The sequence below is a fragment of the Azohydromonas lata NBRC 102462 genome (assembly GCF_001571085.1).
GTDB lineage: Bacteria > Pseudomonadota > Gammaproteobacteria > Burkholderiales > Burkholderiaceae_C > Azohydromonas > Azohydromonas lata.
Map to the genome: position 1 here is coordinate 46,532 of NZ_BCTC01000021.1, position 13,026 is coordinate 59,557.

13 protein-coding genes are annotated in these 13,026 nt (G+C 73.7%); 5 read left to right on the forward strand and 8 right to left on the reverse strand.

Annotation, left to right across the window (positions count from 1 at the left end; all coding sequences use genetic code 11):
• Positions 1-134: 134 nt before the first annotated feature.
• The 3 genes from ALA01S_RS10130 to ALA01S_RS10140 form a co-directional block, all read right to left on the reverse strand.
• Positions 135-1,394 (reverse strand): NAD(P)/FAD-dependent oxidoreductase, encoded by a 1,260-nt coding sequence (locus ALA01S_RS10130; RefSeq protein WP_238455754.1) that lies wholly within the window; start codon positions 1,392-1,394, stop codon positions 135-137.
• Positions 1,391-1,714: a 2Fe-2S iron-sulfur cluster-binding protein gene (locus ALA01S_RS10135; protein ID WP_066335523.1), complete on the reverse strand. Its 324-nt coding sequence runs from the start codon at positions 1,712-1,714 to the stop codon at positions 1,391-1,393. Before ALA01S_RS10135 ends, ALA01S_RS10130 begins: the two co-directional genes overlap by 4 nt.
• A 69-nt stretch (positions 1,715-1,783) precedes the next feature.
• Complete coding sequence (locus tag ALA01S_RS10140; protein ID WP_066335524.1) at positions 1,784-2,959, reverse strand: cytochrome P450; 1,176 nt, start codon at positions 2,957-2,959, stop codon at positions 1,784-1,786.
• Between the two features lie 136 nt (positions 2,960-3,095).
• Here ALA01S_RS10140 and ALA01S_RS10145 point away from each other — a divergent pair, with 136 nt between their 5' ends.
• Complete coding sequence (locus ALA01S_RS10145) at positions 3,096-4,049, forward strand: helix-turn-helix domain-containing protein (protein ID WP_066335527.1); 954 nt, start codon at positions 3,096-3,098, stop codon at positions 4,047-4,049.
• An 18-nt stretch (positions 4,050-4,067) separates the two neighbouring features.
• Here the strand turns inward: ALA01S_RS10145 and ALA01S_RS10150 are convergent, their stop codons facing one another.
• On the reverse strand, positions 4,068-4,964 hold the full coding sequence (locus tag ALA01S_RS10150; protein WP_066335595.1) for a LysR family transcriptional regulator: 897 nt from the start codon (positions 4,962-4,964) through the stop codon (positions 4,068-4,070).
• A 135-nt stretch (positions 4,965-5,099) separates the two neighbouring features.
• On the opposite strand from ALA01S_RS10150, the gene ALA01S_RS10155 reads away from it, so the two are divergent.
• Complete coding sequence (locus ALA01S_RS10155; RefSeq protein WP_084267404.1) at positions 5,100-6,518, forward strand: MFS transporter; 1,419 nt, start codon at positions 5,100-5,102, stop codon at positions 6,516-6,518.
• A gap of 38 nt (positions 6,519-6,556) precedes the next feature.
• Here the strand turns inward: ALA01S_RS10155 and ALA01S_RS10160 are convergent, their stop codons facing one another.
• A complete protein-coding gene (locus ALA01S_RS10160) occupies positions 6,557-7,756 on the reverse strand; it encodes a toll/interleukin-1 receptor domain-containing protein (protein ID WP_066335529.1) in 1,200 nt (399 codons plus the stop codon).
• Between the two features lie 37 nt (positions 7,757-7,793).
• Here ALA01S_RS10160 and ALA01S_RS10165 point away from each other — a divergent pair, with 37 nt between their 5' ends.
• On the forward strand, positions 7,794-8,090 hold the full coding sequence (locus tag ALA01S_RS10165) for an ATP-binding protein (RefSeq protein WP_084267405.1): 297 nt from the start codon (positions 7,794-7,796) through the stop codon (positions 8,088-8,090).
• Between the two features lie 15 nt (positions 8,091-8,105).
• Here ALA01S_RS10165 and ALA01S_RS10170 read toward each other — a convergent pair whose 3' ends face one another.
• Entirely contained in the window at positions 8,106-8,822 is a 717-nt protein-coding gene (locus ALA01S_RS10170) for an oxygen-binding di-iron domain-containing protein (RefSeq protein WP_066335531.1), read from the reverse strand.
• 95 nt (positions 8,823-8,917) lie between these two features.
• Here ALA01S_RS10170 and ALA01S_RS10175 point away from each other — a divergent pair, with 95 nt between their 5' ends.
• Together ALA01S_RS10175 and ALA01S_RS32750 are read left to right on the forward strand one after the other, a co-directional pair.
• A complete protein-coding gene (locus ALA01S_RS10175; RefSeq protein ID WP_066335533.1) occupies positions 8,918-9,271 on the forward strand; it encodes a hypothetical protein in 354 nt (117 codons plus the stop codon).
• A gap of 9 nt (positions 9,272-9,280) precedes the next feature.
• Positions 9,281-9,418 carry a hypothetical protein gene (locus ALA01S_RS32750; RefSeq protein WP_157118878.1) on the forward strand — a complete coding sequence of 46 codons (138 nt, stop codon included), beginning with the start codon at positions 9,281-9,283 and terminating at the stop codon, positions 9,416-9,418.
• A 53-nt stretch (positions 9,419-9,471) separates the two neighbouring features.
• On the opposite strand, the gene ALA01S_RS10180 is transcribed toward ALA01S_RS32750, so the two are convergent.
• Together ALA01S_RS10180 and ALA01S_RS10185 are read right to left on the reverse strand one after the other, a co-directional pair.
• Positions 9,472-11,874, reverse strand: coding sequence for a DNA topoisomerase (locus tag ALA01S_RS10180; RefSeq protein WP_084267406.1), 2,403 nt, complete (start codon positions 11,872-11,874; stop codon positions 9,472-9,474).
• 54 nt (positions 11,875-11,928) lie between these two features.
• Positions 11,929-12,960 carry a TRAP transporter substrate-binding protein gene (locus ALA01S_RS10185; protein WP_066335537.1) on the reverse strand — a complete coding sequence of 344 codons (1,032 nt, stop codon included), beginning with the start codon at positions 12,958-12,960 and terminating at the stop codon, positions 11,929-11,931.
• Positions 12,961-13,026: the final 66 nt, after the last annotated feature.

Consider the following 13,026-nt stretch of genomic DNA (forward strand, 5'->3'; position numbering starts at 1 on the left):
TGTACTTACTGTGCTGGCGGCGTTTGAAGAACCAGGGTCAATAATCCCTGGGCGCTGCGCCGTGTCCCGGCGCAAGCGGCACGGCAACGCCGCTTGCAACGGACGCCAGGCGCTGCGGGGCAACCAGGCGAAGGTCAGCGCGCGAGCAGCCCGCCGAGGTCCAACCCCGTATCGGCGGCCTGCGCCGCGGTGGGCGACACGCCGGCGTCGAGCAGCTTGCGCGCCAGCAGGTGCGTGCGGGCGTCGTTGACCGAGTCCACGGCCACGAGCCTGTCGGCGCGGTAGTGGCATACCGAGAAGGCCGCGCCGCCCAGCTCGCCGCGCAGCACCCAGGCGTCGGCGCCGGCCGACAGCCCGGCCATCTGCAGCTTGCGCTCGTACTGGTCGGACCAGAACCAGGGCGTGGCCGTGAAGGGCCGCTCCTGCCCAAGCAGCGCGGCGGCGGCGGACTTGGCCTGCTCGGTGGCGTTGTGCACCGACTCCAGCCGCAGCAGGCCGCCGTCCTCCAGGCGCCGCGCGGTGCAGTCGCCCGCGGCCACGATGCGCGGGTCGGCCGTGCGCGCGCAGGCATCCACCACGATGCCGCCCTCGCAGGCCAGCCCCGCTTCGCGCGCCAGCGCATCGTTGGCGCTCACGCCCACGCCCAGCACCACGAGGCCACAGGGCAGGCGCCGGCCGTCGGCGAGCTGCACGGCCACGGCCTCGCCACCTTCGCCTTCGGTGGCGATGTGCTCGATGCGCGCGTCCAGCACCAGCTCCACGCCGTGGCCGCGGTGCAGCGCGGCGAACCAGTCCGACAGCAGCGGCGCCAGCACCCGGCCCAGCAGGCGCGGCGCGGCCTCCAGCACCGTCACCCGTAAACCCTTCTTGCGCGCCGTGGCCGCCACTTCCAGGCCGATGAAGCCGCCGCCGATCACGGCCACCGGCAGCCCCGCGGCGGCGCAGCGCTCCAGCGCCGCGGCCATGCGCCCGGCGTCGTCGCGCGAGCGCAGCGCCAGCACGTTGGGCGCCTGTGCCCCGGGCAGCGCCAGCGTGCGCGGCGCCGCGCCGGTGGCCAGCACCAGGCCGGCGTAGGGCAGCGTGCTGCCGTCGTCCAGGTGGACGAGTTGCCGCGCGCGGTCCAGGCCAAGCACGCGCACGCCGGTGCGCAGCGCGATCTGCTTCTTCTCCAGCATCTGCGGCGCGCGCAGCATGAGCTGGGCGTCGCTCAGCTCGCCGGCCAGCCAGGCCTTGGACAGCGGCGGGCGGTGGTAGGGGCCGCAGGGCTCGTCGCCCAACAGCGTGATGGCGCCGGTGTGGCCCGCGCCGCGCAGCGCCTCGGCCGTGAGCGTGCCGGCCTGGCCGGCGCCGACGATGACGACGCTCTCGCCGGCCGCCACGGGGGGCCTGTTCACTCCTGGCACTCCGGCAGCGTGATGGTGGCACCGGCCAGCGCGGCGCTGCCCTTGATCTGGCAGGCCAGGCGGCTGTTGGGCCGGCGCTCGGCCACCACGTGCTCCAGCATGCCCAGCTCGTTGTCCTGGGCCGGCGGCAGCTCGGCCATCAGCCGCTCGTCCACGTAGCAATGGCAGGTGGCGCAGGCGCAGGAACCGCCGCACTCGCCGAGGATGCCGTCCACGCCGCCCGCGGTGGCGGCCTGCATGATGCTCCAGCCGTCCGGCACGTCCAGGGCGACGCTGTGGCCGGCGGGCTCGACGATGTTGATCAGGGCCATGGAATGTCTCTCTCGTAGGTAGGAAGGTGCGCCGGCCGCGGCGCGCACGCCGCGGCCGGCCTGCCGGGCTTATTGCGGCGCCAGCTCCAGCGCCAGCGGGCTGCGGAAGGTGGAGGAGGGCATCCACGCCAGTTGCGCATGCACCCGTGCGTAGTCCGGCACCACCTTGTGGAACTCCTCGAAGGCGATGCGCACCGACAGCCGGGCGATGGCCGTGCCCAGGCAGGCATGCACGCCCCCGCCGAAGCCCAGGTGGCCGCGCGGCTTGCGCGCGATGTCGTAGACGTCGGGGTTGGGGTACTGGCGCTCGTCGCGGTTGCCCGCCCCGTAGGCCAGGCAGACGAAGTCGCCCGCGCGCATGGTCTGGCCGTGCAGCGCCACGTCCTTCATCAGCCGGCGCTTGAAGCGCTGCGCCGAGGTGTTGAAGCGCAGCGACTCCTCGACGGCGTCGGCCAGCAGCGCGGGGTCGGCCACCACGGCGCGGCGCGCGTCGCGGTGGTCCGCCAGGTTGAGTGCGAACATCATCATGAAGCCGCCCAAGGACTCCACCCCGGCCATGATGAGCGTGGTGGTTGTCAGCAGCACCTCGGCCTCGCTCAGGCGGTCGCCGTCGATCTCGGCCTGCGCGAAGTTGGAGATGAGGTCGTTGCGCGGCTGCGCGCGGCGCAGCGCGATGACGTCGGCGGCGTAGCGCTTCATCCACTCGAAGGCCGCCAGGTGCTGCGGCCCCTTTGTGCGCGTGGCCGGGTCGCTTTGCACCATCAGCACCGCGTTCTCGCGCACGGTCTGCTCGTCAACGGTCGCCTCGGCGCCCATGGGCAGGCCCAGCGCCGCCATGAGCACGCGCACGGTGAACTTGGCCGAGAAGTCCTTGAAGTCGAAGCTGGCGCGGCCGCGCAGCTCCTCGGCCGCCTCGCGGGCGATGGCGCGTATGGGCTCGCCCAGGCTCTCCAGGTTGCGCTTCATGAACGCGTGCTGGATCAGGCCGCGCAGGCGGTCGTGGCGCGGGGGATCGGTGGTGCCCAAGGTGGCGCCGGCCCGGCCGGGCAGCTCGGTCATGAGGTTGCCGCTGGCCGAGGAATAGGTCTGCCAGTCCTGCCCGGCCGAGACGATGTCGGCGTAGCGCGAGAGCACCCACATCTGCGCCTCCTCGCTCCAGAAGCAGGGGAACTCGTCGCGCAGCCGCTTGTAGGCCGGGAAGGGGTCGGCATCGATGGCCGGCGAGTAGGGGTCGAAACGGAACATGGCCTGGTCTCCTTGGCTTTGTTTGATTTGGGGCAGGTGAATTGTTGGTGGACACGGCACCGCGCCGAGTGGACGAAGTACCGTGATGGCTTGCACTTTTGACGTGCCCTTGCCGCCCCCTGCCTTTCCTGCGCCCATGACTTCCGCCTTGCCGGCGCCGCGCCGCCACCGCCGCCGCACCCCCTCGTCCGCCCTGCCGGCCTTCTCGCTGTACGGCGAGGCTGGCGCGCCGAATGCGCCGCTGCTGCACATCGAATCCATCCACTCGCGCAGCCGGCTCTACGACTGGGAGATCCATGCCCACGTGCACCAGGGTTTGCACCAAGTGCTGTGGCTGCGCGCCGGGCAGGTGGAGGCGGTGTTGGACGAATCACGCAGCCTGGGCCAAGGGCCCATGGCCTTCGTGATCCCGCCCGGCGTGGCGCATGCGTTTCGCTTCTCGCCGGACTGCGACGGCTACGTGTTCACGGTGAACGCCACGCTGCTGGCCGAGGGCGACGGCGCGCGCGTGGGCGATGCGCTGCAGGCCCTGTTCGCGGCGCCGCGGGCGCTGGCGCCGGCCGCCGATGCGCCGGAGGTGGCGCGGCTGCAGGCGCTGTTCGATGCGCTGTTCGCCGAGCACGAAGCTTGCGGGGACAACGATCCGGTGCCGGGCTGGCTTGGGCGGGCGCTGGTGTGGCGGCTGGCGCAGCTCGACCGGCGCGACGCGCAGGCCGGCGCGCGGCGCCCGCGCGCGGGCGCGGGCGCGCTGCAGTCGCTCTACACGCGCTGGGTGGTGCTGATGGAGTCGCACTACCGGGAGCACTGGCCGGTGTCGCGCTACGCCGAGCGCCTGGGCCTGTCCACGGAGCGGCTCAACCGCATGGTGCGCGCCGAGACCGGCTGCAACGCCCAGGCCTTGCTGCACGCGCGGCTGGCGCGCGAGGCCTGCCGGCGCCTGGTGCACGTGGCCGCGCCCGTGTCGCGCCTGGCCTTCGAGCTGGGTTTCCAGGACCCGGCCTACTTCTGCCGCTTCTTCAAGCGCCAGACCGGCCTGTCGCCCAGCGACTACCGGCAGCGCACGCAGCCGCCGGTCGGCGTGCAGGGCTGACGCCGGCCGCCTCCTGCCTCAGGCCGCTTCGGCGCAGGCCTCCCGCACCCGCTCGCGCAGCCAGCGGTGGGCCGCATCGCCGTCCATGCGCGGGTGCCACAGCAGCGACACCGTGATCTCCGGCACCTGCACCGGCAGCTCGAACGTGAACAGCCCGACGCGCAGCGTGGCGGTGTGGCGCGCGGGCACGGTGGCCACGAGGTCCGTGTGCCGCGCCAGCCCAAGCGCCGCGGAGAAGCCGCCCACGGTGGCCGACCAGTCGCGCCGCAGGCCCAGCGGTTCCAGCGCCTCGTCCACGGGCCCCCGTGCCTGCCCGCGGCGGGACAGGAGCACGTGGCGGCTGGCCGCATAGCGCGCCGGCGTGATCTCGCCCTGCGCCAGCGGGTGGCCTTCGCGCACGGCGCCGACGAAGCGGTCGCGCAGCAGCGCCTGCACGCGCACTTCCGGGCCCATCGCGCGGTTGACCACGCCGGTTTCCAGGTCCACCGCGCCCTCGCGCAGCGGCGCGCTGTCCTTGTCCAGCTTGGGGACGAAGCGCAGCCGCACGCCGGGCGCCTCGGCGCCCAGGCGCGCCAGCAGCGGCGGGCCGAAGGTCTCCACGAAGCCGTCGCTGCTGCGCAGCGTGAAGGTGCGCACCAGCCTGGCCAGGTCCGGCGCCGCGGCCGGGCGCAGGGCGGCTTCGGCGTCCTGCACGATGCGGCGCACCTGCTCGCGCAGGGCCAGCGCGCGCGGCGACGGCACCAGGCCCCGCCCGGCGCGCACCAGCAGCGGGTCGCCCGTGGCCTCGCGCAGCCGCGCCAGGGTCCGGCTCATGGCCGAGGGGCTCAGATGCAGTTGCCGGGCCGCGCCCGCCACGCTGCCTTGCGCAAGCAGGACGTCAAGGACGACGAGCAGGTTCAGGTCGGGGCGGGTCATGCGCTCCAGCATACCGGCGCCGGCATGGCGCTGCATGCACGAATGAAGTGCGTTTGCTGCGCCTTCCGCCATGTCGGACCCCTGCCTATCGTTGCGGCAGCTTCCGCTTTCCGGAGGCGGTCAGGAGAAGAGTTCATGGACCAGACATCCGCAGGCCCCGAGCGAGCCGCCGCGGCGGCAGGCGCTTTCACGTCGGGCGGCGCGGTGCCCTGGGTGCTGGCGCTGTGTGCGCTGCTGCCGGCGCTGGGCACCAGCATCGCCAACGTGGCGCTGCCGCATTTCGCCCAAGCCTTCGCGGCCCCGTTCCAGCAGGTGCAGTGGGTGGTGCTGGCCTACTTGCTGGCCAACACCACGCTGGTCGTGGGGGCCGGGCGGCTGGGCGATCTGCTTGGGCGGCGCCGCTTGCTGCTGCTTGGGCTGGCGGTGTTCACGGCCGCTTCGGCGCTGTGCGGCATGGCCCCGTCGCTGGCGCTGCTGGTGGCCGCGCGGGCGCTCCAGGGCCTGGGCGCGGCGGTGCTGATAGCGCTGTCCATGGCCATGGTGCGTGACGCCGTGCCCAAGTCGCAGGCCGGGCGGGCCATGGGGCTGCTGGGCACGGCCTCCGCCCTGGGCACGGCGCTTGGGCCGACGCTGGGCGGCGTGCTGCTGGCGGGCCTGGGCTGGCCGGCGCTGTTCCTGGCCAAGGTGCCGCTGGGCCTGCTGGCCTTGGGCCTGGCCTGGCGGTACCTGCCCCATGACCGGCGCGCCGCGGGCGCGGACGGTGGCCGTTTCGATGGCCGCGGCACCGTGCTGCTGGCCTTGGCGCTGTCGGCCTACGCGCTGGCGATGACGGCGCGAGATGGGGCCTTCGGCGCGTTCAACCTGCTGCTGGCCCTGGGCGCCACGGCGGGTCTGGCCCTGTTCATGGCGGCGCAGGCGCGAACGGCGTCGCCCCTGGTGCGGCTGGCGTACTTGCGCGATCCGGTGCTGCGCGTGGGCTTCACCACGAGCCTGCTCGTGTCCACCGTGGTGATGGCGACGATGGTGGTGGGCCCCTTCTACCTGGGCCAGGCGCTGGGCCTGGACACGGCCCGCGTGGGCCTGGCCCTGGCCGGCGGGCCCGTGGTCGCGGCGCTGGCCGGCGTGCCGGCCGGGCGCCTGGTGGACCGCCATGGCGCGCGGCGCATGGCCGTGGCCGCGCTGGCCGGCATGGCCGCGGGCTGCGGGGCCCTGTGCCTGGTGCCCACGGGCTGGGGCGTGGCAGGCTACGTGCTGCCCATCGCGGTCGTCACCGCGCACTACGCGCTGTTCCAGGCGGCCAACAACACGGCGGTGATGGCCGACGTCGCACCGGAGCAGCGCGGCGTCGTGGCGGGCCTGCTGAACCTGGCGCGCAACCTGGGGCTGGTGACGGGTACGGCGCTCATGGGCAGCGTGTTCTCGCTGGCCTCGGCCGCCGTGAGCCTGCAGGCGGCGTCGCCGCAGGCGCTGGCCCACGGCATGCGCTGCACGTTCGCGCTGGCCGCCGCGCTGCTGGTGGCGGCGCTGGGCACCGTGCTCGCCCGCAAGGCCTGACGGCCCAACGGCGACGGCCCAGCGAAGCCAAGCCGCCCTCAGGCGGCCGCCACCCAGCCGGCCAGCGCGCCCAAGCTGGCGAGCAGCGACAGCCACAGCAGCGTGGCGCACCAGGCGGCCAGGCGGCCGGCATTGAGGGCCACGCGAAACACGGCCCAGCCCCGCAGGCACCAGGCCCCGCCCGCCAGCCACGCGGCCAAGCCCAGCACGAAGCCGGCCATGCCGGGTCCGTGCAGCGCCTGCGCCAGCAGCGCGGAGGCCGTGGGCAGCCCCGCGCTGCCCGCCTGTGCCGCCTGCGCGAGATAGCGCTCCAGCACATGGGGCTGCGCCAGCTCCAGGCCCAGCAGCATCACGCACGCCCCGGCACAGAAGTACAGCCACGCGCCGCCATAGAGGTAGGCGAAGGGCGGCGCGACGCGGCGCCAGCACGGCGCGCGCCGCACCGCGCGCCAGGCGGCGGCCAGCATGGCCGACAGCGCCGCGGCAGCCAGCAGCCCCAGGGCCACGCCCGGCACCACCCAGCGGTACAGCGGCCCCTCCATCACCACGCCCAACAGCAGGTTGCCCAGCAGCAGGCACAGCAACAGCATGGCCAGCGCCGGCAGCAGCGCGCCGCCGCTGCCCGCGGCCACGCCGTCCTGTACCCGCCGGACGATGAGCGCGCGTGGATGCGCGAGCAACTCGGCCAGGTCCGCCACCATCGCCGCCGCCATCGCCGGCGCCGTGCGCGTCCGGCCTTGCGCGGGCTGGGCCTGGGCGCGGGCCGGATCGGGGTGGATGCCGTAGCGCTGCGCCAGCACGTCCAGCAGCGAGCGCAGGTCGGCCTCCCAGCGGTCGTTGGCCAGCGCCACGGCCTGGCAGCGGGCGAAGGGGCGCAGCGAGGGCGGCAGCGCCTCGGCCGCGGGCATGCCCGCGCCTTCCAGCAGCACGGGGATCACGGGCGTGCCCCGCGCCAGCGCCAGCTCGATTTCGCGCCGCACGAAGTCCTGCGGGTCGTCCAGGCGGCGGCTGCCGTCGCCGGCGGCCGCCTGCAGCCAGCGCGGCCCAACCAGCGAGAGCACCACCGAGGCGCCGGCCACGGCGCGCTCCAGCGTGTCCACGAAATCCGCGCCGGGCACGATGTCGCCCACGTCGAAGAAGACCCGGTCGGCGCCGAGCTCGGCATGCAGCCGGTCGCACAGCCGGCCCGTGGCGGCGGGGCAGTCCTGGCGGCGGTAGTTGATGAAAAGGTCCGTCATGCCGGGGCGGGCGAGGGTGATGCCTTAGATTGAGCCCATGCCCGCCTCGCAAGACTCTGCCCCTCCCGCGCCCGCGCCACAAGGCCGGCCGCCGCGCGGGCGCCCGCCCCGCGCCCCGCTGCCGGACATCGACCCCGCGCGCTGCACGGGCTGCGGGCGCTGCATCGCCGTTTGCCCGGAGCACGTGCTGGCGTTCGAAACCGTGCGCTGGACCAAGTTCGCCGTGCTGGTGGCGGCCGATCCCTGCACCGGCTGCAGCCGCTGCGAAACCCGCTGCCCGTTCAACGCCATCACCATGCGGCCCGCCTCGCAGGTGCGGCCCTGCGGTGGCTGAGCGGCGGCCTGGCGGCTACGGCCGCCCCGCGGCCAGGCAGCCCGCGAGGTCCCGCAGCAGCGCGCCGCCGTCGCCGCGCCAGGCGCTGCCGTGCATGCAGGCCAGCGTCCGGGGCGCTTGGGTGGCCAGCCGCTCCAGCGTGGCCGGGGTGTGCGGCGCGTGCGCGAAGTAGTCCATCGCCTGGCGGAAGGCCTCGCTGGGCCCAAGGATGTCGGCATCGGTGAGCGGCTGATCGCCGGCCCCGGGCTGGGTGAACAGGTCGCCGCAGAAGAAGGTGCGCGTCGTGGTGTCCATGAGCAGCCCGCACTCCCAGCCATGGGGCAGGTGCGGCGTGTCGAACCACTGCACCGTGTGCCGGCCCAGGCACAGCAGCTCGCCGTCGGCCAGCGCCCGCGGCGCGCGCTCGGCCAGGTCTTCCATGGAGGTCATGGCAGCGATGCGCCCGCACAGCGGCGCGGCCTGCGGCGCCGCGGCCAGGAACTCGTTCATGGCGCCGCACTCGTCGGCCTCCACGTGCGACAGCGCCACGTGGCGCAGCCGCGCCAGCGGCATCACGCGCGCGAGGGCCGCGCTCACCGGCGCGAACAGCTTGCGCGGCCCGGTGTGGAACAGCAGCGGCTCCTCGTCCACCAGCAGGTACTGGTTGAAACTGAAGGTGAAGCCGCCGGGCAACTGCACCGGCGTGTGGATGCGGTAGATGTCGGCGGCGATCTCGGTGATCTGGCTGTCCATGGCGTGCTCCTGGGTTGAACGGGGCGGCAGCTTGTGTCGCCAGCCGCCGCGGCGTTACACCCCCCGATGGGGATGCGCGCTAAGCATGCGCCGCCATGGACGCCAGCCCAAGCACCGAGCCCGGCCTGGAGGCCCTGCTGGCCTGCCGCATCGCGGCGGCCGCACCGGGCGCGGCCGTGGCGGAGGAGGGCCCGCTCTACCGCCTGCTGGCGCCGCGCGCCCGCCGCTACGGCCTGCGCCACCTGCGCGACCCGCATGCGGCCGCGGACCTGATGCAGCACGTGATGGCGCTGACCCTGGAGCAGTTGCGCGGCGGCGCGCTGCGGCTGCGTGAGTACCGCGTGCCCTGCAACGGCAGCGTCAACGGCAGCGCGGCGCCGCAGGACGACGTGCTGGTTGGGCGGCTGCAGGTCGCGGCGGATTTCAGCTTCGGTCGCGACACCCTGTAGCTGCGCGACGTGCCCTTCGACGCCACGGCGAACGAAGTCGTGCTCTTGCCCGCGCTGGACGGCGTGCGGCGGCTGTTGGTGGAGCCCGCGGGCCCGCGCGAGCTGGGCCACTACAGCTTTCACCACAGCCCCCACCCAGGCGGCTGAGCCGCAAGCCCCGCCTGGCCCAAGCCACAGCGCGCGGGCAGGGGCTCAGGAGCTTAGGGATTCTTGGCCGTGCCGCTGCCGCGCCTGCCGCCGCTTGGCGGCCGGCGCCGCGCCGCGGGCGCGCGGGCCGGGCGGGCGGGCGCGGCCGGTGGCGGGGCGTCAAAGGAGAGCTCCACCTTCATGGCGCCCTCGGCCGCGGCCAGCCGCAGCGCCGCTGAGAACGCCTTGCCGGACTTGCTGGTGAAGCCGTCCAGCACCGCCGTGTGGCCGGACTTGCACAGGGCGCGCACGTCCATCTTGCGGGTCTTGCGGCCGGCGATCTCCTTCCAGATCGCCAGCCCGCAGGCCGCACAGGCCCAGCTCTTGGGCCGCTCCTCCAGCCGGCCCTGGCCGCAGCGGCAGGCGATGTCCGTGGCCGCGCCGCTGCCGCTGCCGCTGCCGCTGCCGCTGCCGCTGCCGCTGCCGCTGCCGCTGCCGCCGGCGCCCGCTCTCCCGCCCGTCCCCACGCCCACACCCATGCCGGCCCCCGCACGGGCCGCGCCCGATGCGGACGCCGGTGCGGCGACGGCCTTGGCGCGTATGCGCTCGACCAGCGCCTGCGTGGTGGTGGCGACGCCGGCCATGAAGTCCGCGCGCGTGTCCTGCCCGCGCTCGATGCGCGCCAGGCGCGACTCCCACTTGCCCGTGAGCTCCGGCGAGGCCAGCGCCATCAGCCCGTGCGCGCGCAGGCAGGCGATGAGCTTGATGCCCTTCTCGGTCGGGACGAGCTCCTTGCCGCTGCGCTCGGCGTAGTGCTTCTTGGGCGAGAGCAGCTCTTCGATGGTGTTGGCCCGCGTGGCGGGCGTGCCCAGGCCGCGCTCCTTCAGGGCGGCGGCCAGGGCCTCGTCGTCCACCTGGCGGCCGGCGTTTTCCATGGCGGCCAGCAGCGAGGCCTCGGTGAAGCGCGGCGGCGGCGTGGTGCGGCCGGCATGCAGCTTCACCTCGTCGTTGGACACGGGCTCGCCGGGGCGCATGGGCGGCAGGTTCTGCACCTCCTTGTCGCGCTCCTTGGGCTGGCCCTTGTCTTTGGCTTTGTCCTTGGCCGGCTCGGTTTCCTTGGCCATGTCCGCCGCCTCGCCGCCATACACCACCAGCCAGCCCGGCGAGACCAGCACGCGGCCGGTGGCGCGAAAGCGGTGGCCGGCGATCTCGGCCAGGCGCGTGGTCTCCAGGTACTCGGCCGCCGGATGGAAGGCGGCCAGGAAGCGCCGCGCCACCAGGTCGTAGATGCGGGACTCGGCCTCGGACAGCCCCACCGGCGCCTTGCCCGTGGGGATGATGGCGAAGTGGTCCGAGATCTTGCGGTTGTCGAACACCGGGTGGCGCTGCGAGGCCCAGCCGTGCTCCAGGATGGATTGCGCGAACGGCTGCAGGTGCTGCGGCAGCAGCTTGAGCACCTGCGCCACCTTGGGCGGGTAGTCCTGCGGCAGGTGGTTCGAATCCGTGCGCGGATAGGTCAGCACCTTGTGCTGCTCGTACAGCGCCTGCGCCAGGGCCAGCGTGGTCTTGGCGGAGTAGCCGAAGCGGGCGTTGGCGGTGCGCTGCAGCGTGGTCAGGTCGAACAGCTTGGGCGGGCTGCGCCGCGTGGGCTTCGATGTGTCCGTCACCGAGCTGGGCGCCACGCCCGCGCAGGCCTGCTGCACGGCCTCGGCCACGGCGCGGTCGAAGGTGCGGTCGGCGCGGGCGGCGGGGTCGTCGCCGGGCTTGAAGCCCGGGTCGAACCACTTGGCCTGCCAGGGGCCGGCCGCCACGGACAGCGTGGCGATCACTTCCCAGAAGTCGCGCGGCTCGAAGTTCCTGATGGTCTCCTCGCGGTCCACCAGCAGCGCCAGCGTGGGCGTCTGCACCCGCCCGGCCGAGACCAGCTCGCCCGGGGCGACCAGGTTGGCCTTGGTCAGCGCCCGCGTGGCGTTGACGCCTATGAGCCAGTCGGCCTCGGCGCGGGAGCGGGCGGCGTCGGCCAGGGCGCGCATGTCGGCGTCGCTGCGGCGGTGGGCGAAGGCCTGCTTGATGCCGGTGGCCGTCATGGTCTGCAGCCACATGCGCTCCACGGGCTTGCGCACGCGCAGGAACTCCACGATGAGGCGGAAGATCAGCTCGCCCTCGCGCCCGGCGTCGCAGGCGTTGATGAGACCCTGCACGTCGGGGCGCCCGGCCAGCTGGCGCAGCAGGTCCAGCGTGGGCTTGGCGTCCGGCAGCGCCTCCAGCGCGAAGCGCTCGGGGATGACGGGCAGTCGCGCGAGGTTGAAGCCGGGGTCGTCCTCCTTGCGCACGCCCAACTGCACCAGGTGGCCGCGGGCTGCGGCCACCAGCAGGTCGCTGCGTTCGAAGTAAGGGCCCCGGCGCGTGAAGCCGCCCAGCGCCTGCGCGATGTCGGCCGCTACGGAGGGCTTCTCGGCCACGATGAGAGTTTTCATGAGAGGCCGGGATTGTGGCCCCAGCCCCTTCGCCGGTCGGCCGGCGGGCCCACTTCAGCGCGCGGTGCGCACCTTCTCGATCTCGGCATGGAAGGAGGCCACCAGCTCCTCGCCGATCTCCTTGACGTACTTGTCGGTCACGGGCTTGACCTTGTCGCGCATGCGCGCGCGCTCCGCGGGCGTCACCTCCGTCACCACCACGCCCTTCTTCTTCACCTCGGCCAGCGCGGTGGCCTCCATCTCGCGCGAGACGCGGCGCTGGTCCACGCGCGCCTCGGCCGCGGCGTCGGCCAGCACCTTCTTCTCGTCGGCCGAGAGGCTGTCCCAGGCCTTGCGGCTGGCCATCACGATCAGCGGGTTGTAGACGTGGCGCGTGGTGGAGAGGTGCTTTTGCACCTCGTCGAAGCGGTTGGTCGCGAAGGCGACGATGGGGTTGTCCTGCCCGTCCACGGCGCGGCTCTCCAGCGCGGCATAAAGCTCGGTGAAGGCCATGGGCACGGCGTTGGCGCCCAGCGCCTTGAAGGTGTCCAGCATCAGCGGCGCCTGCAGGGCGCGCAGCTTCAGGCCGCTGAAATCCTCCGCCTTGGCGATGGGGTGGCGGTTGTTGGAGACGTTGCGAAAGCCATGGTCCCAGTACGCCAGGCCCACCAGGCCGTTGGGCAACTGCTCCATGAAGCGCTTGCCCACGGGGCCGTCCAGCACCGCATCGGCCTCGGCGAAGTCGTTGAAGAGGAAGGGCAGGTCGAAGGCGCCGAACTCCTTCTTCAACCCGACCAGCAGGCCCGGCGGCAGGGTGGTCAGGTCTATGGTGCCGCCCTGCAGCGCCGAGACGGTCTGCAAGTCGCCCCCCAGGGTGCCGTTGGGAAACAGCTTGACCTGCATCTTGTTGCCGGACTTCTGGGCCACCAGCTCGGCGAACTTCTGGGCGCCGTAGCCCATGTGGCTTTCCTTGGGCTGGACGAAGGAGAAGCGCAGCGTGCGCTCCTTGATGTCCGCGGCCTGGGCCGGCAGGGCGGCCCACAGCAGCGCGGGCGCGGCGATCAGGCCGCACAGCAGCCGGCGGCGGCAGGTGAGGGGGGTGGTCATGGCTTGTCTCCGTCTGTCTTATGGGTGTGGAGCTGGTGTGAGCCGGCCGTTGGGCCGGGCTTGCCG

What these genes read in the sequence shown, in the direction of transcription:
- ALA01S_RS10135 (WP_066335523.1), bottom strand. Translation starts at nt 1,714, where the DNA reads ATGGCCCTGATCAACATCGTCGAGCCCGCCGGCCACAGCGTCGCCCTG.
- ALA01S_RS10140 (WP_066335524.1), bottom strand. Translation starts at nt 2,959, where the DNA reads ATGTTCCGTTTCGACCCCTACTCGCCGGCCATCGATGCCGACCCCTTC.
- ALA01S_RS10145 (WP_066335527.1), top strand. Translation starts at nt 3,096, where the DNA reads ATGACTTCCGCCTTGCCGGCGCCGCGCCGCCACCGCCGCCGCACCCCC.
- ALA01S_RS10150 (WP_066335595.1), bottom strand. Translation starts at nt 4,964, where the DNA reads ATGACCCGCCCCGACCTGAACCTGCTCGTCGTCCTTGACGTCCTGCTT.
- ALA01S_RS10155 (WP_084267404.1), top strand. Translation starts at nt 5,100, where the DNA reads ATGGACCAGACATCCGCAGGCCCCGAGCGAGCCGCCGCGGCGGCAGGC.
- ALA01S_RS10160 (WP_066335529.1), bottom strand. Translation starts at nt 7,756, where the DNA reads ATGACGGACCTTTTCATCAACTACCGCCGCCAGGACTGCCCCGCCGCC.
- ALA01S_RS10165 (WP_084267405.1), top strand. Translation starts at nt 7,794, where the DNA reads ATGCCCGCCTCGCAAGACTCTGCCCCTCCCGCGCCCGCGCCACAAGGC.
- ALA01S_RS10170 (WP_066335531.1), bottom strand. Translation starts at nt 8,822, where the DNA reads ATGGACAGCCAGATCACCGAGATCGCCGCCGACATCTACCGCATCCAC.
- ALA01S_RS10175 (WP_066335533.1), top strand. Translation starts at nt 8,918, where the DNA reads ATGGACGCCAGCCCAAGCACCGAGCCCGGCCTGGAGGCCCTGCTGGCC.
- ALA01S_RS10180 (WP_084267406.1), bottom strand. Translation starts at nt 11,874, where the DNA reads ATGAAAACTCTCATCGTGGCCGAGAAGCCCTCCGTAGCGGCCGACATC.
- ALA01S_RS10185 (WP_066335537.1), bottom strand. Translation starts at nt 12,960, where the DNA reads ATGACCACCCCCCTCACCTGCCGCCGCCGGCTGCTGTGCGGCCTGATC.